Annotated in this window: 20 protein-coding genes and 2 tRNA genes; 18 read left to right on the top strand and 4 right to left on the bottom strand. The window is 61.4% G+C overall.

Annotated features, from left to right (window positions below):
* The first annotated feature begins 133 nt into the window (after positions 1-133).
* The 9 genes from LCU97_RS09145 (at position 134) to pdeM (ending at position 10,703) form a co-directional block, all read left to right on the top strand.
* Complete coding sequence (locus LCU97_RS09145; RefSeq protein ID WP_232776164.1) at positions 134-1,168, top strand: ligase-associated DNA damage response exonuclease; 1,035 nt, start codon at positions 134-136, stop codon at positions 1,166-1,168.
* A complete protein-coding gene (locus LCU97_RS09140) occupies positions 1,165-2,853 on the top strand; it encodes an ATP-dependent DNA ligase (RefSeq protein ID WP_053153001.1) in 1,689 nt (562 codons plus the stop codon). Before LCU97_RS09145 ends, LCU97_RS09140 begins: the two co-directional genes overlap by 4 nt.
* Positions 2,854-3,099: 246 nt before the next feature.
* The gene (locus LCU97_RS09135) at positions 3,100-3,882 is read left to right on the top strand and encodes a transporter substrate-binding domain-containing protein (protein WP_053152998.1); all 783 of its coding nucleotides are present in this window, start codon (positions 3,100-3,102) and stop codon (positions 3,880-3,882) included.
* A gap of 57 nt (positions 3,883-3,939) precedes the next feature.
* Entirely contained in the window at positions 3,940-4,668 is a 729-nt protein-coding gene (locus LCU97_RS09130; RefSeq protein WP_232776163.1) for an ABC transporter permease, read from the top strand.
* Positions 4,665-5,375 carry an ABC transporter permease gene (locus tag LCU97_RS09125; RefSeq protein WP_053152992.1) on the top strand — a complete coding sequence of 237 codons (711 nt, stop codon included), beginning with the start codon at positions 4,665-4,667 and terminating at the stop codon, positions 5,373-5,375. The genes LCU97_RS09130 and LCU97_RS09125 overlap by 4 nt, the downstream gene beginning before the upstream one ends.
* A gap of 11 nt (positions 5,376-5,386) precedes the next feature.
* Complete coding sequence (locus LCU97_RS09120) at positions 5,387-6,505, top strand: succinylglutamate desuccinylase/aspartoacylase family protein (protein WP_053152984.1); 1,119 nt, start codon at positions 5,387-5,389, stop codon at positions 6,503-6,505.
* A gap of 13 nt (positions 6,506-6,518) precedes the next feature.
* Positions 6,519-7,283 carry an ABC transporter ATP-binding protein gene (locus LCU97_RS09115; protein WP_053152982.1) on the top strand — a complete coding sequence of 255 codons (765 nt, stop codon included), beginning with the start codon at positions 6,519-6,521 and terminating at the stop codon, positions 7,281-7,283.
* 277 nt (positions 7,284-7,560) lie between these two features.
* Positions 7,561-10,047, top strand: a complete 2,487-nt coding sequence (locus LCU97_RS09110) for a ligase-associated DNA damage response DEXH box helicase (RefSeq protein WP_232776162.1) — start codon at positions 7,561-7,563, stop codon at positions 10,045-10,047.
* Positions 10,047-10,703 (top strand): ligase-associated DNA damage response endonuclease PdeM, encoded by a 657-nt coding sequence (gene pdeM, locus LCU97_RS09105; RefSeq protein ID WP_232776161.1) that lies wholly within the window; start codon positions 10,047-10,049, stop codon positions 10,701-10,703. The genes LCU97_RS09110 and pdeM overlap by 1 nt, the downstream gene beginning before the upstream one ends.
* A gap of 25 nt (positions 10,704-10,728) precedes the next feature.
* On the opposite strand, the gene LCU97_RS09100 is transcribed toward pdeM, so the two are convergent.
* The gene (locus tag LCU97_RS09100) at positions 10,729-10,944 is read right to left on the bottom strand and encodes a hypothetical protein (protein WP_053152974.1); all 216 of its coding nucleotides are present in this window, start codon (positions 10,942-10,944) and stop codon (positions 10,729-10,731) included.
* A 101-nt stretch (positions 10,945-11,045) separates the two neighbouring features.
* Positions 11,046-11,612 carry a dCTP deaminase gene (gene dcd, locus LCU97_RS09095; protein ID WP_017126297.1) on the bottom strand — a complete coding sequence of 189 codons (567 nt, stop codon included), beginning with the start codon at positions 11,610-11,612 and terminating at the stop codon, positions 11,046-11,048.
* 352 nt (positions 11,613-11,964) lie between these two features.
* On the opposite strand from dcd, the gene LCU97_RS09090 reads away from it, so the two are divergent.
* The gene (locus LCU97_RS09090) at positions 11,965-12,174 is read left to right on the top strand and encodes a cold-shock protein (RefSeq protein ID WP_024780123.1); all 210 of its coding nucleotides are present in this window, start codon (positions 11,965-11,967) and stop codon (positions 12,172-12,174) included.
* Positions 12,175-12,305: 131 nt separating this feature from the next.
* Here the strand turns inward: LCU97_RS09090 and LCU97_RS09085 are convergent, their stop codons facing one another.
* A complete protein-coding gene (locus tag LCU97_RS09085; protein ID WP_053152973.1) occupies positions 12,306-13,313 on the bottom strand; it encodes a DUF481 domain-containing protein in 1,008 nt (335 codons plus the stop codon).
* 134 nt (positions 13,314-13,447) lie between these two features.
* Between LCU97_RS09085 and LCU97_RS09080 the strand changes: the two genes are divergently transcribed.
* The 4 genes from LCU97_RS09080 to LCU97_RS09065 all read left to right on the top strand — a co-directional run bounded on the left by LCU97_RS09080 (position 13,448) and on the right by LCU97_RS09065 (position 18,245).
* A complete protein-coding gene (locus LCU97_RS09080; protein WP_371259593.1) occupies positions 13,448-13,825 on the top strand; it encodes an MGMT family protein in 378 nt (125 codons plus the stop codon).
* Between the two features lie 44 nt (positions 13,826-13,869).
* Positions 13,870-15,429 (top strand): AmpG family muropeptide MFS transporter, encoded by a 1,560-nt coding sequence (locus LCU97_RS09075; RefSeq protein WP_053152970.1) that lies wholly within the window; start codon positions 13,870-13,872, stop codon positions 15,427-15,429.
* Between the two features lie 129 nt (positions 15,430-15,558).
* The gene (locus LCU97_RS09070) at positions 15,559-17,274 is read left to right on the top strand and encodes a proline--tRNA ligase (protein WP_053152967.1); all 1,716 of its coding nucleotides are present in this window, start codon (positions 15,559-15,561) and stop codon (positions 17,272-17,274) included.
* Between the two features lie 17 nt (positions 17,275-17,291).
* Positions 17,292-18,245, top strand: a complete 954-nt coding sequence (locus tag LCU97_RS09065) for a hypothetical protein (RefSeq protein ID WP_232776160.1) — start codon at positions 17,292-17,294, stop codon at positions 18,243-18,245.
* 69 nt (positions 18,246-18,314) lie between these two features.
* Here the strand turns inward: LCU97_RS09065 and dinB are convergent, their stop codons facing one another.
* Positions 18,315-19,376: a DNA polymerase IV gene (gene dinB / locus LCU97_RS09060; RefSeq protein WP_053152962.1), complete on the bottom strand. Its 1,062-nt coding sequence runs from the start codon at positions 19,374-19,376 to the stop codon at positions 18,315-18,317.
* 282 nt (positions 19,377-19,658) lie between these two features.
* Between dinB and LCU97_RS09055 the strand changes: the two genes are divergently transcribed.
* The 4 genes from LCU97_RS09055 to LCU97_RS09040 all read left to right on the top strand — a co-directional run bounded on the left by LCU97_RS09055 (position 19,659) and on the right by LCU97_RS09040 (position 24,130).
* Positions 19,659-19,735: transfer RNA gene (locus LCU97_RS09055), tRNA-Met, on the top strand.
* A gap of 219 nt (positions 19,736-19,954) precedes the next feature.
* A tRNA-Met gene (locus LCU97_RS09050) sits at positions 19,955-20,031 on the top strand.
* Between the two features lie 170 nt (positions 20,032-20,201).
* The gene (mprF, locus tag LCU97_RS09045; RefSeq protein ID WP_053152960.1) at positions 20,202-22,841 is read left to right on the top strand and encodes a bifunctional lysylphosphatidylglycerol flippase/synthetase MprF; all 2,640 of its coding nucleotides are present in this window, start codon (positions 20,202-20,204) and stop codon (positions 22,839-22,841) included.
* Positions 22,841-24,130: a virulence factor family protein gene (locus LCU97_RS09040; RefSeq protein WP_053152958.1), complete on the top strand. Its 1,290-nt coding sequence runs from the start codon at positions 22,841-22,843 to the stop codon at positions 24,128-24,130. Before mprF ends, LCU97_RS09040 begins: the two co-directional genes overlap by 1 nt.
* Positions 24,131-24,160 lie beyond the last annotated feature (30 nt).

Raw genomic sequence — 24,160 nt, 5'->3', positions numbered from 1 at the left:
GGGAGGCTTGTTGTGGCGAGGGAGCACGCTCCCTCGCCACTGTTAACGCCAACGCCTCATCGTATTCAAACCCGATAGAACTTCTCCCCGCGCGCCCACCTCTACCTGACAAGCCCATCGCCCCGGTGATTGCATGGATCTTGTCATTGCCCGCCCCGAAGGCCTGTATTGCCCGCCTGGAGATTTCTACATCGACCCCTGGCGACCAGTGGAACGCTCGGTCATCACCCATGCCCACGGCGACCATGCCCGCAGCGGCAACCAGCATTACCTGGCCGCGGCCCCCGGCGAAGGCATTCTGCGTTCGCGGCTGGGCCAGGACATCAACCTGCAAACACTGTCCTACGGCGAACGCCTTCATCATCACGGCGTGACCTTGAGTTTCCACCCTGCCGGCCATGTGTTGGGGTCGGCTCAGGTGAGGCTGGAATATGAAGGCGAGGTCTGGGTGGCATCCGGGGACTACAAGGTGGAACCCGACGGCACGTGTGCCGCGTTCGAACCGGTGAAATGTCATACGTTCATCACCGAATCCACCTTCGGCCTGCCGATCTATCGCTGGCAGCCCCAGGCGCAGATATTCGATGAAATCAACCAGTGGTGGCGCGGCAACATAGCGGCCGGCCGGGCCAGCGTGTTGTTCTGCTACTCCTTCGGCAAGGCCCAGCGAATTCTCCACGGCATTGACGCAAGCCTCGGGCCGATCCTCGCCCACGGCGCGGTCGAACCGTTGAACCGTGTCTACCGCGACGCCGGGGTGTATTTGCCACCCACGATTTATGCCGGCGACATCAAAAAGAACGACCCGATCATGGCCCAGGCCCTGGTTATCGCCCCGCCCTCGGCCGGTGGCAGTACCTGGATGCGTCGCTTCGGGGATTACAGCGATGCGTTCGCCAGCGGCTGGATGCGCCTGCGCGGCACCCGCCGGCGAAGGGGCGTGGACCGGGGATTCGTGCTGTCCGATCACGCTGACTGGCCCGGTCTGCTATGGGCCATCGAACAGACCGGTGCGGAGCGAGTCATGGTCACCCATGGGTCGGTTGGCGTGCTCGTGCGGCACCTGTGCGAGCTCGGCCTCGACGCCCAGGGGTTCACCACCGAATATGGCGACGATGAAGAAGACCTCGTCACCGCCCCGTCCCACCCCGACGAGGACGCGTCATGAAGGCCTTCGCCGAACTGTATGCCGATCTCGATGCGACCACGTCCAGCAATGCCAAGCTGGCCGCCATGCGGAACTACTTCACCCAGGCCCCACCCCAGGATGCAGCCTGGGCCGTGTACTTCCTGTCCGGCGGGCGTCCACGGCAATTAGTGCCGGTGAAAATCCTTCGGGAACTGGCAGTGCAAGTGTCCGGGTTGTCACTTTGGCTGTTCGAGGAAAGTTACCAGGCCGTGGGCGACCTCGCGGAAACCATCTCGCTGGTGCTACCGGAGTCGCCGCACCGTTCCGACGAAGGCCTGGCGGTATGGATCGAAGAAAAACTGCTGCCCTTGCGCGGTGAATCGCCTGAGATACTGGCGGTGCGGCTACCGGCACTGTGGGCGCAACTCGATCGGCCGAGCCTGATGCTCTGCATCAAGCTCATCACGGGCAGCTTCCGGGTCGGTGTGTCCAAGCTGCTGGTGACCCGGGCGCTGGCTGCAATGGCAGGGCTGGACAGCAAACGGGTGGCCCAGCGCCTGGTGGGTTACACCGACCTGTCCCATCGCCCGACAGCCGACAGCTACCTGAAGCTGATCGCGAGCGAATCGGAGGATGAGCATGCCCAACGTGGCGGCCAGCCTTACCCGTTTTTCCTGGCCCATGCGTTGTCCGCCCCGGTGGAACAGTTCGACACCCTGCTGGGTCCGGCCAGCGACTGGCAAGTGGAATGGAAGTGGGACGGCATCCGATCCCAGGTGATCAAGCGCGACGGCCATTTGTGGGTCTGGTCTCGGGGTGAAGAGCTGGTGACCGAACGCTTCCCCGAGCTTCATCCCCTGGCCCAGGCGTTACCCGATGGCACGGTGATCGACGGCGAGATCGTGGTCTGGAAATCTTCGCAGCCGCTCAATGATCAGGCTTTCGACCCGGATACCCCCCTGCAACCATCGGTACAGCCCTTCGCCCTGCTGCAACAGCGTATTGGCCGCAAGACCTTGAGCAAGAAAGTCCTCGAAGACGCGCCCGTGGTGGTGATGGCCTACGATCTTCTGGAGTGGCAAGGGGAGGATTGGCGCAGCCGTCCCCAGGCCGAGCGACGCGAGCGACTGGAGGCACTGATTGTCCAATGTCACAGCCCGGTCCTGTTGCCGTCGCCGGTCGTGACCGGCCAGGACTGGCTCGACCTTGCCCGCCAGCGCGAAGCGTCCCGCAGCCTGGGTGTCGAGGGCATGATGCTCAAGGCCCGTAACGCGTTGTATGGCGTCGGCCGGACCAAGGACATGGGTGTGTGGTGGAAATGGAAAATCGACCCGTTCAGCGTCGACGCCGTGTTGATCTACGCCCAGCGCGGCCATGGCCGCCGCGCCAGCTTGTACAGTGACTACACCTTCGCCGTATGGGACAACCCACCGGGCAGCCGCGAACGCAATCTGGTGCCCTTCGCCAAGGCGTATTCGGGGCTGACCGATGAAGAAATGCGCCAGGTCGACAGCATCGTACGCAAGACCACAGTGGAGAAGTTCGGCCCGGTAAGCAGCGTAACCCCCACCCTGGTCTTTGAATTGGGCTTTGAAGGCATTGCCTTGTCCAAGCGCCACAAAAGCGGGATCGCCGTACGGTTCCCAAGGATGCTGCGCTGGCGCCAGGATAAAACCGTCGAAGACGCCGATACACTGGCTACGCTTCAGGATCTGCTGAAATAAGCCTCTTGCGGTTCCGCAGGAGAGCACAGCCTGCTCTCCCGTCTCGCTCCATCCCGGTGCGCTTTTTAAGGTACGCTGCACGCCCTTGCACCATCCCGTTCCACCGGCCGTCGGCTAAGCTGTTAAACGCTTGTTCGGTACTCTGGTTCGGAAATTGCTATCTTTTTGCCGTCTTACCGTTCGCACCTTTACCGGTAACAAAACTTACGCGCCTCATGCGCTCATTTTGGTTTTAGGGACTCGATAATGAAAAAAGCACTGCTGACCCTTTCTGCACTGGCATTGTGCATGGCCGCCGGCGCCGCCACGGCCAAGGAATACAAGGAACTGCGTTTTGGTGTCGACCCGTCCTACGCCCCGTTTGAATCCAAGGCCGCCGATGGCAGCCTGGTAGGTTTCGATATCGATCTGGGCAATGCGATCTGTGCAGAACTGAAGGTCAAATGCAAATGGGTCGAAAGCGATTTCGACGGCATGATTCCTGGCCTTAAAGCCAACAAATTCGACGGTGTGATCTCTTCCATGACCGTGACTCCAGCCCGTGAGAAAGTCATCGACTTCTCCAACGAGCTGTTCTCCGGCCCAACCGCTTATGTCTTCAAGAAAGGCTCGGGCCTGAGCGAAGACGTCGCTTCGCTCAAGGGCAAGACCGTCGGCTACGAGCAAGGCACCATCCAGGAAGCCTACGCCAAGGCCGTGCTGGACAAGGCCGGCGTCAAAACCCAGGCCTACCAGAACCAGGATCAGGTCTACGCCGACCTGATCTCCGGCCGCCTCGATGCGGCGATCCAGGACATGCTCCAGGCGGAGCTGGGCTTCCTGAAGTCGCCAAAAGGCGAAGGTTATGAAGTCAGCAAGCCGGTGGACAGCGAGTTGCTGCCTTCCAAGACCGCCATCGGTATCAAGAAAGGTAACAAAGAGCTGAAGGCGCTTTTGGACAAAGGTATCAAAGCGTTACACGATGACGGCAAGTACGCCGAAATCCAGAAAAAACACTTTGGCGATCTGAATCTGTACAGCGGCAAATAATGCGTGGCGCCCATCCGGCCTCGGATGGGCGCTTTTTTTCTGCCAAAGGCATTCTTCATGTTCGAACAATTCCTACAAAGTCTGGGGCTCTCGGCCTTCAGCTTGCAGGGCTTCGGCCCCCTGCTGATGCAAGGCACCTGGATGACCATCAAGTTGGCGGCCTTGTCCTTGCTGCTGAGCGTCCTGCTCGGCCTGCTGGGTGCCAGCGCCAAGCTGTCCCCCGTCAAACTGCTGCGTATCCTGGCCCAGCTCTACACCACGCTGATTCGTGGCGTGCCAGACCTGGTGCTGATGTTGCTGATCTTCTACAGCCTGCAAACCTGGCTGACTTCTCTTACCGACTTCATGGAATGGGAATACATCGAGATCGACCCATTCGGCGCCGGGGTCATCACCCTGGGCTTCATTTATGGCGCGTACTTCACCGAAACCTTCCGCGGCGCGATCCTCGCCGTGCCAAGGGGCCAGGTCGAAGCCGCCACGGCGTATGGCCTCAAGCGTGGCCAGCGTTTCCGCTTCGTGGTGTTTCCGCAAATGATGCGCTTTGCCCTGCCGGGTATCGGCAATAACTGGATGGTGATGCTCAAGGCCACCGCACTGGTGTCGATCATTGGCCTGGCCGATCTGGTCAAGGCTGCCCAGGATGCGGGCAAGAGCACCTACCAGCTGTTCTACTTCCTGGTGCTGGCGGCACTGATCTACCTGCTGATCACCAGCGCCTCCAACTTCATTTTGCGCAGGCTTGAACGCCGTTATGCCGCCGGTGCACGGGAGGCCGTGCGATGATCGAGCTTTTGCAGGAATACTGGCGACCGTTCCTCTACAGCGACGGTGTCAACGTCACGGGCCTGGCGATGACCCTGTGGCTGCTCAGCGCTTCGTTGCTGATCGGCTTCGTGGTGTCGATTCCGCTGTCCATCGCCCGGGTTTCGCCCAGGTTCTACGTGCGCTGGCCCGTGCAGTTCTACACGTACCTGTTCCGCGGCACGCCGCTCTATATCCAATTGCTGATCTGCTACACCGGCATCTACAGCATCGCGGCGGTGCGTGAGCAGCCTCTGTTGGACAGCTTCTTCCGCGATGCGATGAACTGCACGATCCTGGCCTTCGCGCTGAACACCTGCGCCTACACCACGGAGATTTTCGCCGGTGCGATTCGCAGCATGAACCATGGCGAAGTCGAAGCGGCCAAGGCCTACGGCCTGACCGGCTGGAAACTGTATGCCTACGTGATCATGCCTTCGGCACTGCGGCGTTCGCTGCCCTACTACAGCAACGAAGTGATCCTGATGCTGCACTCGACGACGGTGGCATTCACCGCTACCGTTCCAGACATACTGAAAGTCGCCCGGGACGCCAACTCGGCTACCTTCCTGACCTTCCAGTCATTCGGGATCGCCGCGTTGATCTACCTGAGCGTCACCTTTGCGCTGGTGGGGTTGTTCCGCCTCGCCGAACGTCGCTGGCTGGCCTTCCTCGGCCCGACTCACTAAGGTTCACGCAAATGCGCCACCAGATACATGACTTGCTGGCCCCGGTGCCGGGGACCGCACGCAAGATCCACAGTTTCCACTTCGGCCCGGAAAAAGCCGCCGGCAAAATCTATATCCAGTCGTCACTGCACGCCGACGAATTGCCCGGCATGCTGGTGGCCTGGCATCTCAAGCAACGCCTGGCGGAACTGGAAGCCTCGGGCCATCTGCGCCATGAGATCGTCCTCGTTCCGGTGGCCAATCCCGTTGGCCTTGAACAAGTGCTGATGGACGTGCCCCTGGGCCGCTACGAGTTGGAAAGCGGACAGAACTTCAACCGCCGGTTCGTCGACCTGAGCGAAGAAATCGGCAATGAAATCGAAGAGCTGCTGACCCAAGACCCACAGCATAATCTGATGCTGATCCGCACCAGCCTGCGCGATGCCCTTGCCCGGCAAACCGCCGCCACCCAGCTGCAATCCCAACGCCTGGTACTGCAAAGGCTGGCCTGCGACGCCGACATGGTACTGGACTTGCACTGCGACTTCGAAGCCGTGGCCCACCTCTACACCACGCCCGAAGCCTGGCCCCAGGTCGAGCCGCTGGCCCGCTACATCGGCGCCGAAGCCTGCCTGCTGGCGACCGACTCGGGAGGCCAGTCATTCGACGAATGCTTCACCCTGCTCTGGTGGCAACTCAAGGAACGCTTCGGCGACCGGTTCGAGATTCCCCTGGGCAGCTTTTCGGTCACCGTCGAATTGCGCGGCCAGGGCGACGTCAACCACGGGCTGGCGAGCCTGGACTGCCAGGCCCTGATCGAATACCTGATTCGCTACGGCGCCATTGAAGGCGAACCGATGCCCCTGCCGGACCTGCCGTATCCAGCCACCCCCCTGGCCGGCGTCGAGCCGGTGGCAACGCCCGTCGGCGGGCTGTTGGTCTACAGCGCCCTGCCGGGGGAATACCTGGAGGCGGGCCAACTGGTGGCGGAAATCATCGATCCGGTCAGCGACACCGTCACCCCCGTCCACTGCCGCAATGCCGGGCTGCTGTACGCCCGCTCGCTGCGCCGCATGGCCACCGCCGGCATGGTGATTGCCCATGTCGCCGGCACCGAAGCCTACCGTAGCGGTTACCTACTTTCGCCTTGAGGATGCACGTTCCATGTACAAACTGACCATCGAAGGCCTGCACAAAAGCTATGGCCAACACGAGGTACTCAAAGGCGTTTCCCTCAAGGCCCGGACCGGTGACGTCATCAGCCTGATCGGCGCCAGCGGCTCGGGCAAAAGTACCTTCCTGCGCTGCATCAACTTCCTTGAACAACCCAACGACGGTGCCATGAGCCTGGACGGCCAATCGATCCGCATGGCCAAGGATCGGCACGGTATGCATGTGGCCGACCCGAATGAGCTGCAACGCATCCGCACGCGTCTGGCCATGGTGTTCCAGCACTTCAACCTGTGGAGCCACATGACCGTGCTGGAAAACATCACCATGGCGCCACGCCGGGTGCTGGGGGTCGACAAGCAGGAGGCCGAGGCCCGTGCCCGTCGTTACCTCGACAAGGTCGGCCTGCCGGCGCGGGTCGCCGAGCAATACCCGGCGTTTCTTTCCGGCGGCCAGCAACAGCGGGTCGCCATCGCCCGGGCCCTGGCGATGGAGCCGGAGGTGATGCTGTTCGACGAACCCACTTCCGCCCTGGACCCCGAGTTGGTGGGTGAAGTGCTGAAGGTCATCCAGGGCCTGGCCGAGGAAGGTCGGACCATGATCATGGTGACCCATGAAATGAGCTTCGCCCGCAAGGTCTCGAACCAGGTGCTATTCCTGCATCAGGGGCTGGTGGAAGAAGAAGGCGCGCCGGAAGACGTACTGGGCAACCCGAAGAGCGAACGGCTCAAGCAGTTCCTCAGTGGCAATCTGAAGTAGCCCTTCCCTGGAAAAGACTCTATAGGAAAGGCTATGGAGCAAGGCACTGCGGGGGATCACACTGTGGGAGCAAGGCTTGCCCGCGATGAAGGCGATGCGGTCTGTCATAGACCGAGACGCCTGTATCGCGGGCAAGCCTTGCTCCCACAGTGCCTTGTTCCCACAGAGCCTCGCTCCTGCAGTCTCATGCTCCCACAAGCCCTGCGCCGTCATCTTTAAACCTTTCGCCTTTCGGCGTGGTCACTGAGAGAGGACTTTCAGGGCGCACGCGGCACGCATGGCAACCTCCAACAATTTCGCAAACCAGTGGTTCAGCGCTCGCGGCTGGAAGCCGTTCGCCTTTCAGAAACAGGTATGGGCCGCAGTCAAGCGAGGCGAGTCCGGGCTGCTGCACGCCAGCACCGGCGCCGGCAAGACCTACGCCCTGTGGTTTGCCGCCCTCAACCGTTTTGCCCGCCCCGCATCAACGCCAGATAAACCGCGCAAGCGCAAGCCACCGGCCGAACCGTTGACCATCCTCTGGATCACGCCGATGCGCGCATTGGCTGCCGACACCGGCAAGGCTCTAGAAGCGCCCCTGCAAGCGTTGCAAATTCCCTGGAGCGTCGGCCTGCGCACCGGCGACACCAGCGCCAGCGAACGGGCCCGCCAGGGCAGGCGCCTGCCCACGGCGCTGATCACTACGCCCGAAAGCCTGACCCTGATGCTCGCCCGCGCCGATTCGCAGAGCGCTACATCGACGCTGCGCATGGTTGTGGTGGACGAATGGCATGAACTGCTGGGCAACAAGCGTGGCGTGCAACTGCAACTGGCGCTGGCCCGCTTGCGACAGTGGCAACCCGGACTCATCGTCTGGGGCGTGTCCGCCACCCTGGGTAACCAGGCCCATGCCGAGCAGGTCTTGATCCCACAGGGCAACGGAATCAGCGTGCAGGGCGCGAACGAAAAAGCCCTGCTGGTCGATACGCTGCTGCCTCCCGCCCTCGAACGGTTTCCCTGGGCCGGACACATTGGCCTGAAGATGCTGCCCCAGGTCGTCGCCGAAATCGAGGCCAGCAACAGTTGCCTGGTCTTCACCAATACCCGGGCCCAATCGGAAATCTGGTATCAGGCCATTCTCGAAGCCCGGCCGGACTGGGCCGGGCTGTTTGCATTGCACCACAGCTCATTGTCCCGCGATACCCGGGACTGGGTGGAGCGCGCACTCAAGGATGGCGAACTCAAAGCGGTGGTCTGCACCTCCAGCCTGGACCTGGGCGTGGATTTCCTGCCGGTGGAGCGGGTGCTGCAGATCGGTTCGGCCAAGGGCGTGGCGCGGCTGATGCAGCGGGCCGGACGTTCCGGCCACGCGCCCGGACGGACCTCACGAATCACGCTGGTGCCGACCCACAGCCTGGAGTTGATCGAAGCCGCCGCCGCGCAGGACGCCGTGGCCCAACGGCGTATCGAACCTCGCGAATCGCCCCACAAGCCGCTGGATGTGCTGGTGCAACATCTGGTCAGCATGGCGCTGGGCGGCGGCTTCGTGCCCGACGAATTGTACCGGGAGGTGCGCGGCGCCTGGGCCTATCGCGACCTGAACGAAGCCGAATGGACCTGGGCGCTGGCATTCGTGCGCCATGGCGGCCTGTCATTGACCGCCTACCCCGATTACCGACGGGTCGAACCGGACGAGCAAGGCATTTGGCGCGTCCCCGATGCGCGCCTGGCCCGGCGTCATCGCATGAGCATTGGCACCATCGTCAGCGACGCCAGCCTGCAATTGAAGTTCTGGAGCAAGGGCGGAGGCGGCAAAACCCTGGGCAGTGTGGAAGAAGGTTTCATCGCCCGTCTGCGACCCGGTGACGGGTTCCTGTTCGCCGGACGATTGCTGGAATTGGTCCGAGTCGAAGATATGACCGCCTATGTGCGACGCAGCCAGGCGAAAAAAGCTGCCGTTCCGCGCTGGAACGGTGGACGAATGCCGCTCTCCAACGAGCTGGCCGCCGCCGTCGTGGCGCGCCTGAGCGAAGCCGCTGCGGGTCGCTTCGAAGGCCCGGAAATGCAGGCCGTACAACCTTTGCTGTTGACTCAGCAGCGTTGGTCCGGATTACCCACACAAACCACGTTGTTGGCCGAAGCCCTGAAATCCCGGGAAGGTTGGCATCTGTTTCTCTATCCGTTTGCCGGCCGCCAGGTTCATCTGGGGCTCGCCAGCCTGCTGGCTTGGCGCGTCAGCCGGCAGCAACCGGTGACTTTTTCCATCGCCGTCAACGATTACGGCCTGGAACTGCTCAGCGCCACGGCGGTGGATTGGTCGCAGCGCCTGAACCGGGAGCTGCTGAGCGCCGACAATTTGCTGGCCGATGTTCTCGCCAGCCTGAATGCCGGGGAACTGGCCCTGCGACGCTTCCGTGAAATCGCCCGGATCGCCGGCCTGGTCTTCGCCGGCTACCCCGGCGCACCTAAAAGCACCCGGCAGGTCCAGGCTTCCAGTGGGTTGTTCTTTCAGGTGTTCAAGCAGTACGACGCCGACAATCTTTTACTGGCCCAGGCCGGCGAGGAAGTCTTACGGGAAGAATTGGACATACGCCGATTGGAGCAGACCTTGGAACGCCTCAATACCTTGAAGCTGGATCTTTACGCTATCAAGCGCCCCACTCCGCTGGGGTTCCCTTTGCTGGTGGAACGGTTCAGGGAAAGCATGAGCTCGGAAAAACTGGCCGATCGCATCCGCCGGATGGTCAGCGAGCTGGAAAAAACCGCCGATCGTGGTGACCGCTGATGCCTGCACCCTATCCTGTCAGCCTCGCCGGCGAGGAACTCTGGTTACTGCCGAAGAAAGCCCTGTACTGGCCCGCCCAGGAAATCCTGATGGTGGCGGATGTACATTTCGGCAAGGCCGCCGCCTATCGCAGCCTCGGCCAGCCGGTGCCCCACGGCACCACCGCCAGCAACATCGCCATGCTGGACGCCTTGCTGGATAGCCTGCCGTGCCGTCAGTTGATCTTCCTCGGTGATTTTCTCCACGGCCCCGGCTCCCATGCGCCGGCGACCTTGAAGGCGCTTGCCGAATGGCGTGAACGACACCCGCACCTGGCGATGACCCTGATCCGCGGCAACCACGACAAGCGTGCCGGTGACCCGCCGCCGACGCTGAACATTCGCGTCGTGCCGGAGCCGTTGCTGCTGGGCCCCTTCGCCGTGCAGCACGAGCCCCATCCACACCCGAGTCGTCATGTCCTGGCCGGACATGTGCATCCGGTCTATCACTTGAGCGGCAAGGGTCGGCAGCGCCTGCGCCTGGCGTGTTTTCGCCTGGGTAGCGAAATCAGCCTGCTACCGGCCTTTGGCGCGTTCACCGGAGGCTTGCGTGTCGAACAGGACAATGACTGCAGAATTTTCGTGATCGGCGACGACGAAATATGGCCCATCAACTGAAAGAGGTTGATGGGCCAGCATTCGATCAGGCGGTAGGCACAGGAGGCGGCTCGTCCGGCAGCACAGGTTCGCCAGTCTCGTCAGGGTCAGCAGGCTGTTCGTTGGGGGTATCGGGATCGGGCTGGCCAGGAATGCCGCCCGCCGCTTCGACAGGGTGGGCCAGCAGGGACCAGGCCAGGACGCCGATCTGGTTGGGCTCAAGCCTTGCCAGTTCGGCACTGATGCGCGGATCGATCTTCATAGAGCAACTCCTGAGCGAAAGCCCGCTGCTCAGACGCAAAAACGGGCAGTACACCCCAATAGAGTGTCTGCCCGTCCAGGAATTCCGACAGCTCGTCAGAATCAGGTGCGCGGCAACGTCACGCCGCGCTGGCCCTGGTACTTGCCGCCACGGTCCTTGTAGGAGACTTCGCATTCTTCATCGGATTCGAGGAACAGCATCTGCGCTACACCTTCGTTGGCGTAGATTTTCGCCGGTAGGGTCGTGGTGTTGGAAAACTCCAGGGTCACGTGGCCTTCCCACTCCGGTTCCAGCGGCGTGACGTTGACGATAATGCCGCAACGGGCATACGTGCTCTTGCCCAGGCAAATGGTCAGCACGTTACGTGGGATGCGGAAATACTCGACCGTACGCGCCAGCGCGAAGGAGTTCGGCGGGATGATGCAAACATCGCTCTTGATGTCGACGAAACTCTTCTCATCGAAATTCTTCGGATCGACGGTGGCCGAGTTGATGTTGGTGAACACCTTGAATTCATCGGCGCAGCGCACGTCGTAACCGTAGCTTGAAACACCGAACGAAATCAGCCGGTCGGCGCCTTCGCCACGCATCTGGCGCTCCACGAACGGCTCGATCATGCCGTGCTCTTGCGCCATGCGGCGAATCCACTTGTCCGATTTGATGCTCATGGCGGGTGTCCTGATAGCGAGGTGGAGAAAAACTGTCCGGCATCTTACCGGGGCATGGGACGGGTTCAAAGTGCAGCGAGCAAATCTCGCCGATCCGCCTTGATTTCCGGGGCCTGCCGGCAATCGTGCGCGCCGTCAGTCACTAAAACCGAGAAACCTTCGCAAAGACCATTGGCACGTTACGGAAAAAGGGTTAAGGTGACGTCACTGTGCTGCTTGTGTCACTGAGAATCTCTACACGATATGTTGAATTTCGATCCAACCATCTACAAGAATTTTTCCTGCTCTTTGCACTCAGTCTCGGCCAGGGTTCTTCCTGAGTCGCAGTTATCTTTGTCCAAGGAGTTACACCATGTCTAATCGCCAAACCGGTACCGTCAAGTGGTTCAACGATGAAAAAGGCTTCGGCTTCATCACCCCACAATCCGGTGACGATCTGTTCGTACACTTCAAAGCTATCCAATCCGACGGCTTCAAAAGCCTGAAAGAAGGCCAACAGGTTTCTTTCGTCGCTACCCGCGGTCAGAAAGGCATGCAAGCTGAAGAAGTAACAGTTATCTAACTGTTCCTGCTTTAGCAAAAAGCCCCGCCCTTAAAAGCGGGGCTTTTTTGTGCCTGTCGATTCATACGAGCACACAAAAACCTGTGGGAGCGAGCAGGCTCGCTCCCACAGGGGTTATTTCTGCTTGGGAATTACCAGGTCACACCAAACCCGGCCGTATAGCGGGTCTTGCTCAAGTCGCTGTCTTCGGTACCCTCGATGACATCCTTCTCGGCCTTGAGGTTGAGCGACGCCCAGTCGGTGACCTTGTAGCGCAGCCCCACCTCGGCATCGTAGGCGTACTCCGCGACACCGGACAGTGGCTTGCCCACTTCCCCATTGGTGAAGAACTCGACGCGCTTGCCCATGAGGTACCGGTTGTAGTCCCACTTCATGGCGACGGAATAGAAATTGTCCTTGCCGCCGTCCCGGTACTCGTAGTCCGTGCGGTTCAACAGCGAGCCCAGCGAGAACGCCCCGAGTTCGTCGTCCCAGAACTGATAGCCCGGACCGGTACCCACCACGCGCTGGCGGGCCAGGTCTTCGACCTTGTCGCGCTTGTAATTGAGGCGCCCCTGCCAGAACCATTTGTCCGTCAGGAACCGGTCGAGAGAATATTCCAGCCTCCAGTTGTCGGCCGAGACCACGTCGTCCTGGAATTCCCGGTTGTACTCGCCCTCGGCGGTATGCCGCCATCGGCCATGGCGCGCCGAGGTCTTGAAGTCGATGTCGTAATCGTCGGTATCGTTTTCCGCGCGTTGATAATCCAACGCGGCATCGATGTTGCCCTTCCACACCAGGTCTTCGACCACTGGCTTGGGCTTGAGGATCTGCTGGATACTGGCCAACTCCACCGTCTTGGGCCCTTCGCCGTTGGCCAGGGTGACCTTGCCGTCGTCGGCCGCTTGCAGGGCCTTGGCTTTTTCACCGGTGTAGGCGTCCTGCTTGACCAGTAGCTGCTGGTCGCTCTCAAGGGTCTTGACCTGGTTCCAGTCGATGGGAACGGCACCTGCATAATCGGTCTGGATCAGCAACTTGCCGCCATCGAAAACGGTGATTTTTCCGCTGAGCTTGTCGCCGTTCTTCAGCCAGACGGTATCGGCAAGCAAGGGCATGGAGGCGCTGGTGACAGCTAGGCATAACAGGGTTCTGGACAACATAAGCGATAATGGGCTCAAGTTTTCGGTGAAAAGGCGGCATTATCCCCCGGGATGACACCTCAGCAACGACTGACCCGCGTAGGGGGAATGAGTTCATTTCTCAACCGCTCCTGTAGGAATTAATCTACGGACGGATACATTTCTCAGGAAAACCTAACGTGACTGATCTTCCTGCGGCCCCCGAAGATGCCGCGCAAATCCGCCGCACCACCCTTTACCTGACCCTGGCGCAGGTACCGGCCGGCAAGGTGGTCACCTATGGTCAGCTCGCCGAGATGGCCGGCCTGGGGCGGGCAGCCCGCTGGGTTGGCCGGACTCTCAGCCAGCTGCCGGACGACACCCGGCTGCCCTGGCATCGGGTGCTGGGTGCCGGCGGTCGGATCAGCCTGCCGGCGGGCAGCGCTTCGGGGGACGAGCAACGCGCCCGGCTGCGCCTGGAGGGCATCAGTGTCCTGAACAATCGTGTTGATATTCGGCGTCATGGCTGGCGCCCGGTAGAGCACAGCGGTTAGAGTGCGCGCTTTGTTTTCGCAATTTTTGAGGCAGACTCCAGCCCATGCCCCGTAAAACCTGGCGCGCCGCCCTCGCCGCCTATGCCAGTCCTTCGACGCTCGTGCTGTTGCTGCTTGGCTTCGCCGCCGGCTTGCCCTACATGCTGGTGTTTTCCACGCTTTCGGTCTGGTTGCGCGAGGCTGGCGTGGCCCGCGAAACCATCGGGTATGCGAGCCTGATCGGCCTGGCGTATGCCTTCAAATGGGTCTGGTCGCCGTTGCTCGACCAATGGCGCCTGCCACTGCTGGGAAAACTCGGGCGACGCCGTTCATGGCTGGTACTTTCCCAGGGCCTGGTGATCCTGGGCCTGGTCGGCATGGGGTTCTGCGATCCGCAGAAACACCTGTCCTGGTTGATCGCCATCGCCGTGATCGTGGCCTTCGCTTCGGCTACTCAGGATATCGCCGTCGATGCCTATCGCCTGGAAATCGTCGACGACACGCGCCAGGCTGCCCTGGCCGCCAGTTACATGTCCGGCTACCGGGTCGCTGCGCTTCTGGCCACCGCCGGCGCGCTCTACTTCGCCGAGGGTTTCGGTTCCACCGGTTTCAGCTACAAACACTCGGCGTGGGCCGGCACGTACCTGTTGTTCGGCGTGTTGATGGTCCCGGCTCTGCTCACTTCGGTGTTCATGCGCGAACCACCGGTACCGCTGCGCACGCAACTGCAGGCCGGACGCTATACGTTCGTCCACCAGTTGGCGTCGGTGTTTGTGTTGATCGTCCTGCTGGTGTCGGTCCCGGCGATGTTCACCCAACTCTACAACACCGACTTCGCCAGCGTGCTGTTCGAGGGCGTCAGCCTGCTCGACCTTTTGCTCGAAGACCGCGCTTTCCTGCGGGCCATCCTTTATATCATCCTGACGGCGATGTGCCTGTCGAGCATGGGGCGCCGCGGCCTGGCACCGGTGCTCACGCCCGTCAACGACTTCATCCTGCGCTACCGCTGGCAGGCCCTGCTGCTGCTCGGGCTGATTGCCACCTACCGGATGTCCGACACGGTCATGGGCGTCATGGCTAACGTTTTCTACATCGACCAGGGCTTCAGCAAAGACCAGATCGCCAGCGTCAGCAAGATTTTCGGCCTGATCATGACCCTCGTCGGAGCCGGCATGGGCGGCTTGCTGATCGTTCGCTTCGGCATCCTGCCGATTCTGTTCACGGGCGGCGTCGCTTCGGCCGCGACCAACATCCTGTTCTTGATGCTCGCCGACATGGGCCCGAACCTGAAGATGCTGGTGCTGACCATCTCCCTCGATAACTTCAGCTCCGGTCTTGCCACCTCGGCGTTCGTGGCGTACCTGTCGAGCCTGACCAACCTGAAGTTCTCCGCCACCCAGTACGCCCTGCTCAGCTCGATCATGCTGCTGCTGCCACGCTTGATCGGTGGCTATTCCGGCGTAATGGTGGAGAAGTTCGGCTATCACAACTTCTTCCTCATCACCGCCTTGCTCGGCGTACCGACCCTGCTGTTGATTGCCCTGCACTGGTTCCAGGAAAATCGTCGCCAGGGCCCGATCGACCCCGTGGAGTCGACACCCACCCGGCCGGCGGAAGAATCGTAGGAAACTTCACTAAACGCTGGGGAAACCGGCGTTAGTAACAGGCAACCGGCCACGCGCCTGTACGCCAGGGCATCTCCTCCGTACAATGCTTCGTCATTTCCAGTTATCAGCAACCGACAACGGCCAACCATGCGCACCAGTCAATTTTTGCTCGCCACACAGAAAGAAACGCCTTCCGACGCGGTCGTGATCAGCCATCAGCTGATGCTGCGTGCCGGCATGATCCGCAAACTTGCCTCGGGCCTGTACACCTGGCTGCCGATGGGCCTGCGGGTGATGCGCAAGGTAGAAGCCATCGTGCGCGAAGAAATGGATGCCGCCGGCGCCCTGGAAGTGTTGATGCCCGGAACCCAGCCGGCCGAGCTGTGGCAGGAATCGGGACGCTGGGAAGAGTACGGCCCCGAGCTGCTGCGCCTCAAGGACCGTCACGGTCGTGACTTCTGCGCGGGCCCGACTCACGAGGAAGTGATCACCGACCTGATGCGCAACGAGCTGAGCAGCTATAAGCAGCTGCCCATCAATCTGTATCAGATCCAGACCAAATTCCGTGACGAGATCCGTCCACGCTTCGGCCTGATGCGTGGTCGCGAATTCATCATGAAGGACGCCTATTCGTTCCACGCCGACCTGGCGTCGCTGCAGGTCACCTACGACCGCATGCACCAGGCGTATTGCAACGTGTTTACCCGCCTGGGCCTGAAATTCCGTCCTGTCGAAGCCGACAACGGCTCCATCGGCGGTGCCGGCTCCCACGAATTCCACGTACTGGCCGAGTCCGGTGAAGACGACATCGTCTTCAGCAGCGGTTCCGACTATGCCGCCAACATCGAAAAAGCCGAAGCCGTGCCACGGGAAACCTCCCGTCCCGCACCGACCGAAGAGCTGCGTCTGGTGGATACGCCAAACGCCAAGACCATCGCTCAGCTGGTGGAAGGCTACAACCTGCCAATCGAGCGCACCATCAAGACCCTGATCGTGCACGCCGAAGAAGAAGGCAAGCTGATCGCTCTGATCGTCCGTGGCGATCACGAGCTGAATGAAATCAAGGCTGCCAATCAGCCAGGCGTCGCCAGTCCGCTGGTCATGGCCTCCGACGCCGAACTGCGCGATGCCATCGGTGCCGGAGCCGGCTCCCTTGGCCCGTTGAACCTGCCGCTGCCGATCATCATTGACCGCTCGGTGGAACTGATGAGCGACTTCGCCATCGGCGCCAACATCGACGACAAGCATTATTTCGGTGTGAACTGGGAGCGCGACCTGCCGGTTCCCACCGTGGCCGACCTGCGCAACGTCGTGGCCGGCGACCCGAGCCCGGACGGCAAGGGCGTGCTGGAAATCAAGCGCGGCATCGAAGTCGGCCACATCTTCCAGCTGGGCAACAAGTACAGCAAGGCGATGAAGTGCGAAGTGCTGGGTGAGAACGGCAAGCCGGTCACCCTGGAGATGGGGTGCTATGGCATTGGCGTGTCCCGCGTAGTGGCGGCGGCCATCGAGCAGAACAACGACGAGAAAGGCATCATCTGGAGCGACGCCCTGGCGCCGTTCCAGATCGCCCTGGTGCCGTTGCGCTACGAGACCGACCTGGTACGCGAAGCCACCGACAAGCTCTACGCCGAACTGACGGCCGCCGGCTTCGAAGTACTGTTGGACGACCGCGACAAGAAAACCAGCCCCGGCATCAAGTTCGCGGACATGGAACTGATCGGCATCCCGCACCGGATCGTCGTCAGCGATCGCGGCCTGGCCGAAGGCAACCTGGAATACAAGAGCCGTACCGAGGCCGAGCCGCAAGCGCTGCCGGTCGCCGACGTGCTGTCCTTCCTCCAGGCCCGTATCCGCCGCTGACACCAGATAGAGACGTCATGTTCAAGCGAAACACCTTAGGCCTCGGGGGCGTCGCACTGTGCGGCGCCCTGCTGGTCAGTGGCTGTGCCAATCAAATGTCGCAACGCAGCGAGCACGAGGAACGGGTCGAGCGCAAATTGCTCGACCACAGCCTGCAGATCGATGCAGGCGAACCCAAGGTGCTCGACCTGCCGCAGCGCCGGGTGCGCATCAACGAGCAGAAGACCTTCGAGGTCACCGAGTTCGAAGTCACGCGCCATTACGACCGCTACACGCCCTACCAACCCTGGCGGGAAATCTACGAGATCCCCCTTGGCGCCGTGGCGCTGGTAGCCGGTATCGGCGCAAACGTGGTCAACGTGATCACCTTCGGCAACGTGCCGGACAGCGCGACCCACGACTGGATCAGCTACGGTGTTTCCGGACTCAACCCGTTCATGAACGTGCCGTCCCATGGCCGTGCCCAGCAGAACCTGGCCGGAATCGACGAAGTCCAGCGTGACAAACGCACCGAATACTCTAGCCTGCCCTGGAGCGAACGCCCGGTGCAGGTCAAGGCTGCCCGGCAAACCTTCGAGCTGAGCACCGACCGTAACGGCGTGCTGCGCTTGAATCTGCTGGAAAGCCCGTTCGCCGAATATGACCCGAGCCATTTGGGTAAATTGCAGATCAGCGTGACGGACGCCCTGGACGAGGTCCATACCGACTCCTCCCTGAGCGTCAGCAGCAACCTGCGTAACAAGTTGGTTGAAGCCCATGCGCTGATTTATGACGATCTGGAAGACGACGAAGTGAGTCAATGGGTCCACCGGGTCAAGCGCCTGTCGGAACTGGGGCTGGAAGAAGAGGCCAGCGAGCTGGAACAGAGCCTCATCGAATTGACCCGCAACGATCCGGAACTGCAGACCGAATTCCTGAAAGCCCTGACCAAGGATGGCGGCCGACTGGTGGCGGATCCGGGCGCGAACTGAAGCACAACCTTTGTGGCGGGGGATTTGTCCCCTCACCACAAAGAAGCGCCTGGTGCAGCCACCGCAACCTCAGCGCTCAAACAACTCCAACTGCTCGAACCCACCCCGCAAATCTTCCAGCCGTACCCCAATACCCAGCAGTCGCACCGGTTTGCCCCCACGGTTGAATGCCTGGGTCAACAGCAACTGATAGCTGCCCAGATCCCGCCCTGCCCCGGCCTGCTCCAGAGTCGTCTGGGTAAAGTCGTGGAACTTCACTTTGACAAACGGTTTGCCGGGCCGATAGCTGCTATCGATTCGCGCCATGCGCCCGCTCAGGGTTTGCATCAGTTCCGGCAGTTTGTCGAGACAACTGGCCAGATCAGGCAAGTCGACGTCATAGGTGTTTTCCACGCTGATGGATTGCCGTCGGCTGTCGTTGTGCACCAGGCGCTCGTCAATACCACGAGCGAGGTTCCACAGCCGCTCTCCGAAACTGCCGAACTCACGCACCAGCGCCAACTTGTCCCACTGGCGCAATTGCAAACAGTCGGCGATCCCAAGCCTGTTCAGTTTATCGGCGGTCACCTTGCCGACGCCGTGGAGCTTGCTGACTGGCAGGGTCGAAACGAAGTCCTCGACCTGGTCCGGCGTAATGACGAACAAACCGTTGGGTTTCTTCCAGTCACTGGCGATCTTGGCCAGGAACTTGTTCGGCGCGACCCCGGCGGACACCGTGATATGCAGCTGGTTGGACACCCGTCGACGGATGTCCTGGGCGATCCGCGTGGCGCTGCCGCCGAAGTGAGCGCTGGCGGAGACGTCCAGATAGGCTTCATCCAGAGACAGCGGCTCGATCAGGTCGGTGTAATCGCTGAATATCGTATGAATTTCCTTGGACGCTTCCCGATACGCATCCATCCGCGGCTTGACGATGATCAGGTCCGGACACAGTTTCAAGGCATGCCCAGACGACATGGCCGAACGTACGCCGTACGCCCGAGCCTCGTAGTTACAGGTTGCGATCACGCCCCGCCGATCCGCCGACCCGCCGACCGCCATGGGCTTGCCGGCCAGCCGCGGGTCATCGCGCATTTCGATGGCAGCATAGAAGCAGTCGCAGTCGACGTGGATGATTTTGCGTTGCGTCATGGCGAAGCGGAATGTGAGGCAGATCGGACCGCCAGTATCGCATCCGAACCTGTATATAGCACCAGTAGTTTGAAAGATCCTTCGCGGAGGCAGGAAATGCCCACGCGGAATTTAATTTCCTCAATTGCAACGCCCCCTCCAATAGCCTCCAGCCCTTGCCGGGCCTGCGTCACAGGGCAGTCACAATGCATTCTTCCGAGGCTAAGCACTTGAAGCGGAACAGTTTTTCCCGGACCAAGGGTTGACAGCCGTTCAATCCTCTGTAGAATGCCGCCTCACAGACGCGGGATGGAGCAGCCTGGTAGCTCGTCGGGCTCATAACCCGAAGGTCGTCGGTTCAAATCCGGCTCCCGCAACCAAACGTCTGAAAAAGGCCATTCGAAAGAATGGCCTTTTTTGTGCCTGATGGTTTTTCAGTTACCCACACTTGTGGGAGCTAGAGGTTCGGGTTGTAGGACAATTTCCTTTTTAATTTCGAGCATTTAGCCGCATCGGCTGCGAATGGGCCGTTAATTTGACCTTGCTCTGTTTTAACGGTTGACACCTGAGCTTTCGCCTGTAGAATGCCGCCTCACAGACGCGGGATGGAGCAGCCTGGTAGCTCGTCGGGCTCATAACCCGAAGGTCGTCGGTTCAAATCCGGCTCCCGCAACCAAACGTCTAAAAAGAGGCCATTCGAAAGAGTGGCCTTTTTTGTGCCTGTTGTTTTTTGCTTTTGGTAAAAATCGACTTCATTACAAAAGTTTTGTAATTATTTTCTGCCGCAGGGATTGGTAACCTGGCCGGATACCCCCATCCTGTCGCGCATAGCTCAAGAGGTGATTGATGCGCGCCCACTCTGACCCGCAAGACACTGTTACCGCGACACAACCGATCAAGGCCGAACGACTGCGCTGGCTGGACCGGATCAGCCAGTACCGCCAGCCCTTGGGCCTCGCCGTCACGCTGTTGCTGTTTGCGATTGCACTGATTGCCTGTCGTCATCTGCTTAGCGAACTCGATCTTTACGCGCTACACGACTCGATCCTCGACGTGCCTCGCCCGGCCCTGCTTGGCGCCATAGCCGCCACGGTCACAGGTTTCATCATTCTGTTGGGCTACGAATGGTCCGCCAGCCGTTATGCCGGCGTGACGCTCCCTTCCCAGACATTGATCCTTGGCGGGTTTACCGCGTTTGCCATCGGCAATGCGATTGGCCTGTCACTGCTGTCGGGCGGTTCGGTGCGCTACCGATTGTATGCCCGCCATGGCCTCGGAGCGGCGGATGTCGCCCACATGACGTTGTTCGCCAGCCTGTCCCTGGGCTGTGCGCTACCACCGCTGGCGGCCCTGGCCACTCTCAGCAACCTGCCCGCTGCCTCCGCGGCGCTGCACCTGCCCGCGACTTTGCTCGCAGCGATCTCCGTGGCGGTGTTGCTGGTCATGGGTGTGCTGGCCGTCGGTATCTACCGCCGACGCCTGCCTGAACAGCCTCATCGAGACAGCCTTCTGGTCAAGGCCGGACGTCGCACCCTTCGCCTGCCGGGCCGACGCCTGACCTTCCTGCAACTGATCATCACGGCACTGGACGTGGCCGCCGCCGCCACTGTGCTGTATCTGCTGCTGCCCGAGGCGCCGCCCTTCGGCGCATTCCTGTTGGTGTACCTGCTGGCGTTAGCCGCCGGCGTGCTCAGCCATGTGCCAGGCGGCGTCGGGGTGTTCGAAGCGATCCTGCTCGCTGCCTTCGCCGACAAACTGGGCGCCGCGCCGCTGGCCGCTGCCCTGCTCCTGTACCGTCTGATCTACGTGTTGCTACCCATGCTGGTGGCCTGCGTACTGCTGCTGATCAGTGAAGCGCAACGACTGTTCCAGACCCGCCAGACCCTGCGGGCGGCGTCCGGTCTGGCGGCGCCGATCCTGGCGGTGCTGGTGTTCCTGTCGGGCGTGGTGCTGCTGTTTTCCGGCGTGACCCCGGAAATCGACACCCGCCTGGAGCACATCGGTTTCCTGATCCCCCATCGACTGGTGGACGCTTCCCACTTCGGCGCCAGCCTGGTGGGTGTCTTGTGCCTGTTGCTCGCCCAGGGCCTGCGCCGTCGCCTGTCGGCCGCCTGGATGTTGACCACCGTGTTGCTGCTGGTGGGCGCCCTGCTCTCGCTGCTCAAGGGCTTCGACTGGGAAGAGGCGACGCTGCTGACATTGACGGCCGCCCTGCTGGCTGTTTTCCGGCGTTCCTTCTATCGTCCGAGCCGCCTGACCGAGCTGCCTTTTTCCCCGTTGTTTCTGATCGCCAGCCTCTGCGTGCTGGGCGCTTCGATCTGGTTGCTGTTGTTTGCCTATCAGGATGTCCCGTACAGCCATCAACTGTGGTGGCAGTTCACCCTGGATGCCGATGCCCCACGGGGCCTGCGTTCGCTGCTGGGGGCCGCAGTGCTGCTGGTAGTCGTGTCACTGACCTGGTTGTTGCGCACGGCGCGGCCGGTGATCCATCTACCCACGGCCGAGGAGTTGGAGCGCGCCAAGGCGATTCTCATGACGTCTTCGCAACCCGACGGTGGCCTGGCCCTGACGGGCGACAAGGCGTTGCTGTTTCATCCCAACGATGAGGCGTTCCTGATGTATGCCCGCCGCGGCCGCAGCCTGGTGGCGCTGTACGACCCGATCGGACCGACCCAGCAACGGGCCGAAATGATCTGGCAGTTCCGTGACCTGTGCGATATCCATCACGCCCGGCCGGTGTTCTATCAGGTGCGCGCCGAGAACCTGCCCTACTACATGGACATCGGCCTGACGGCGATCAAGCTGGGTGAAGAAGCGCGGGTCGACCTCAAGCGTTTCGACCTCGAGGCCAAGGGCAAGGAGATGAAGGACCTGCGTTACACCTGGAACCGTGGCACCCGGGACGGCCTGTCCCTGGAAATCCACGAGCCGGGCCAGGCCCCGATGGACGAACTCAAGGTGATTTCCGATGCCTGGTTGACCGGCAAGAACGTGCGCGAAAAAGGCTTCTCCCTGGGTCGTTTTAGCAATGACTATCTCAAGCATTTCCGCATCGCGGTGATCCGCTTCGAGGGTCGTCCGGTGGCCTTCGCCAACCTGCTGGAGACCCACAGCCACGAGCTGGCCAGCCTCGATTTGATGCGCGCCCACCCCGACGCCCCGAAGCTGACCATGGAATTCATGATGGTCGGCCTGATCCAACATTACAAAAACCATGACTACGCCCGCTTCAGCCTCGGCATGGTCCCGTTGTCGGGCCTGCAACCGCGTCGCGGCGCACCACTGACCCAGCGTCTGGGCTCGATGGTGTTCCGCCGTGGCGAGCAGCTCTATAACTTCCAGGGGCTGCGCCGCTTCAAAGACAAATTCCAGCCTGACTGGGAACCTCGTTACATGGCTGTGCCTGCCGGACTCGATCCGCTGGTGGCGCTGGCCGATACCGCCGCCCTGATTGCGGGCGGCCTGACTGGACTGGTGAAACGCTGATGATGCAACGCTCCTGGCGATATGTAGTGGCCGCCCTGCTGGTGCTGGCGGTGATCCTCGGTGGCGGTTACTGGTATTGGAACCGCCCGGCCCCACAACCCACTCTCGAACAACTGACGCCCGCCGATGGCGCGCCGATGACCCGGGTCATTCCAGGCACCAAGCCTCGCGCCCAGGTCCTGGTAGCCGTCAATGAAGATCAGAAACTCAGCGATACACAATTGACGACCCTGAGCCGCAGTGGCTCGGCGCAGATCGTCCAGGTGATCCTGCCCAAGGACTGCATGCTGCAGGGGCGCGCCCTGCAAGCCGGCCTGAGAGAACTTCAAGGACCGGCGACGCTGGTCAGCGGCATCGGCCCGGGGGCCGTGCTGGCCTGGCGCTGGCTGGCCGAGCAGAAGGACGACAAGGCCAAGGCCGTCTCGGTGGACCTGGCCCTGGAAAAACCCGGTTGCACCCACCTGCTGCCCAAAAGCGCGGCCCACGGCCACTGGCTGGTAGCCTGGAACGACAACCCCGACGACACCAGCGCTGCTTTCGTGCGGGATCAGAAGAATGCCGAAACCAGCATCAGCGACTACGACATCAACTTGCCGCAAGTGCTGAACAACGAACTGCGCAAAATCCTGGTGGGCGCGGAAAAAGGCAAGGGCGGCCTGGCCATCCCGGTGGTCGAAGTGCCCGCCAGCCAGGCCAGGGATACCGTGACCCTGTTCCTCTCCGGCGATGGCGGCTGGCGTGACCTGGACCGCGACGTGGCCGATGAAATGGCCAAGCTCGGCTACCCGGTGGTGGGCATCGACACCCTGCGCTACTACTGGCAGCACAAGAGCCCCGAGCAAAGCGCCGTGGACCTCACCGAACTGATGCAGCATTACCGCCAGGTGTGGGGGACCAAGCGCTTCATCCTCACCGGTTATTCGTTCGGCGCCGACGTGCTGCCAGCCATCTATAACCGCCTGCCAGCCACCGAACAGCAGCGGGTCGATGCAATCATCCTGCTGGCCTTCGCCCGCACGGGCAGCTTCGAGATCGAGGTCGAAGGCTGGCTCGGCAACGCCGGCACCGAAGCCGCCACCGGCCCGGAGATGGCCAAGCTCCCTGCCGAAAAAGTGGTGTGCATCTACGGTGGCGAAGAAGCCGACGAAAGCGGCTGCACCGACAAGACCGCCGTGGGCGAGACCGTCAAACTGCCGGGCGGCCATCACTTCGACGAAAACTACCCGGCCCTGGCCAGGCGCCTGATCGACGAGATCAACGATCGGCAGCCCAAGCCCGCCGATCAGTAATTCGATACCGGCTTAACGACAAGCCCCTGC

It is taken from the genome of Pseudomonas uvaldensis (assembly GCF_021271205.1).
GTDB lineage: Bacteria > Pseudomonadota > Gammaproteobacteria > Pseudomonadales > Pseudomonadaceae > Aquipseudomonas > Aquipseudomonas uvaldensis.
Note: the sequence above shows the minus strand (reverse complement) of the source record. Positions and strands in the feature narration are given on the sequence as shown.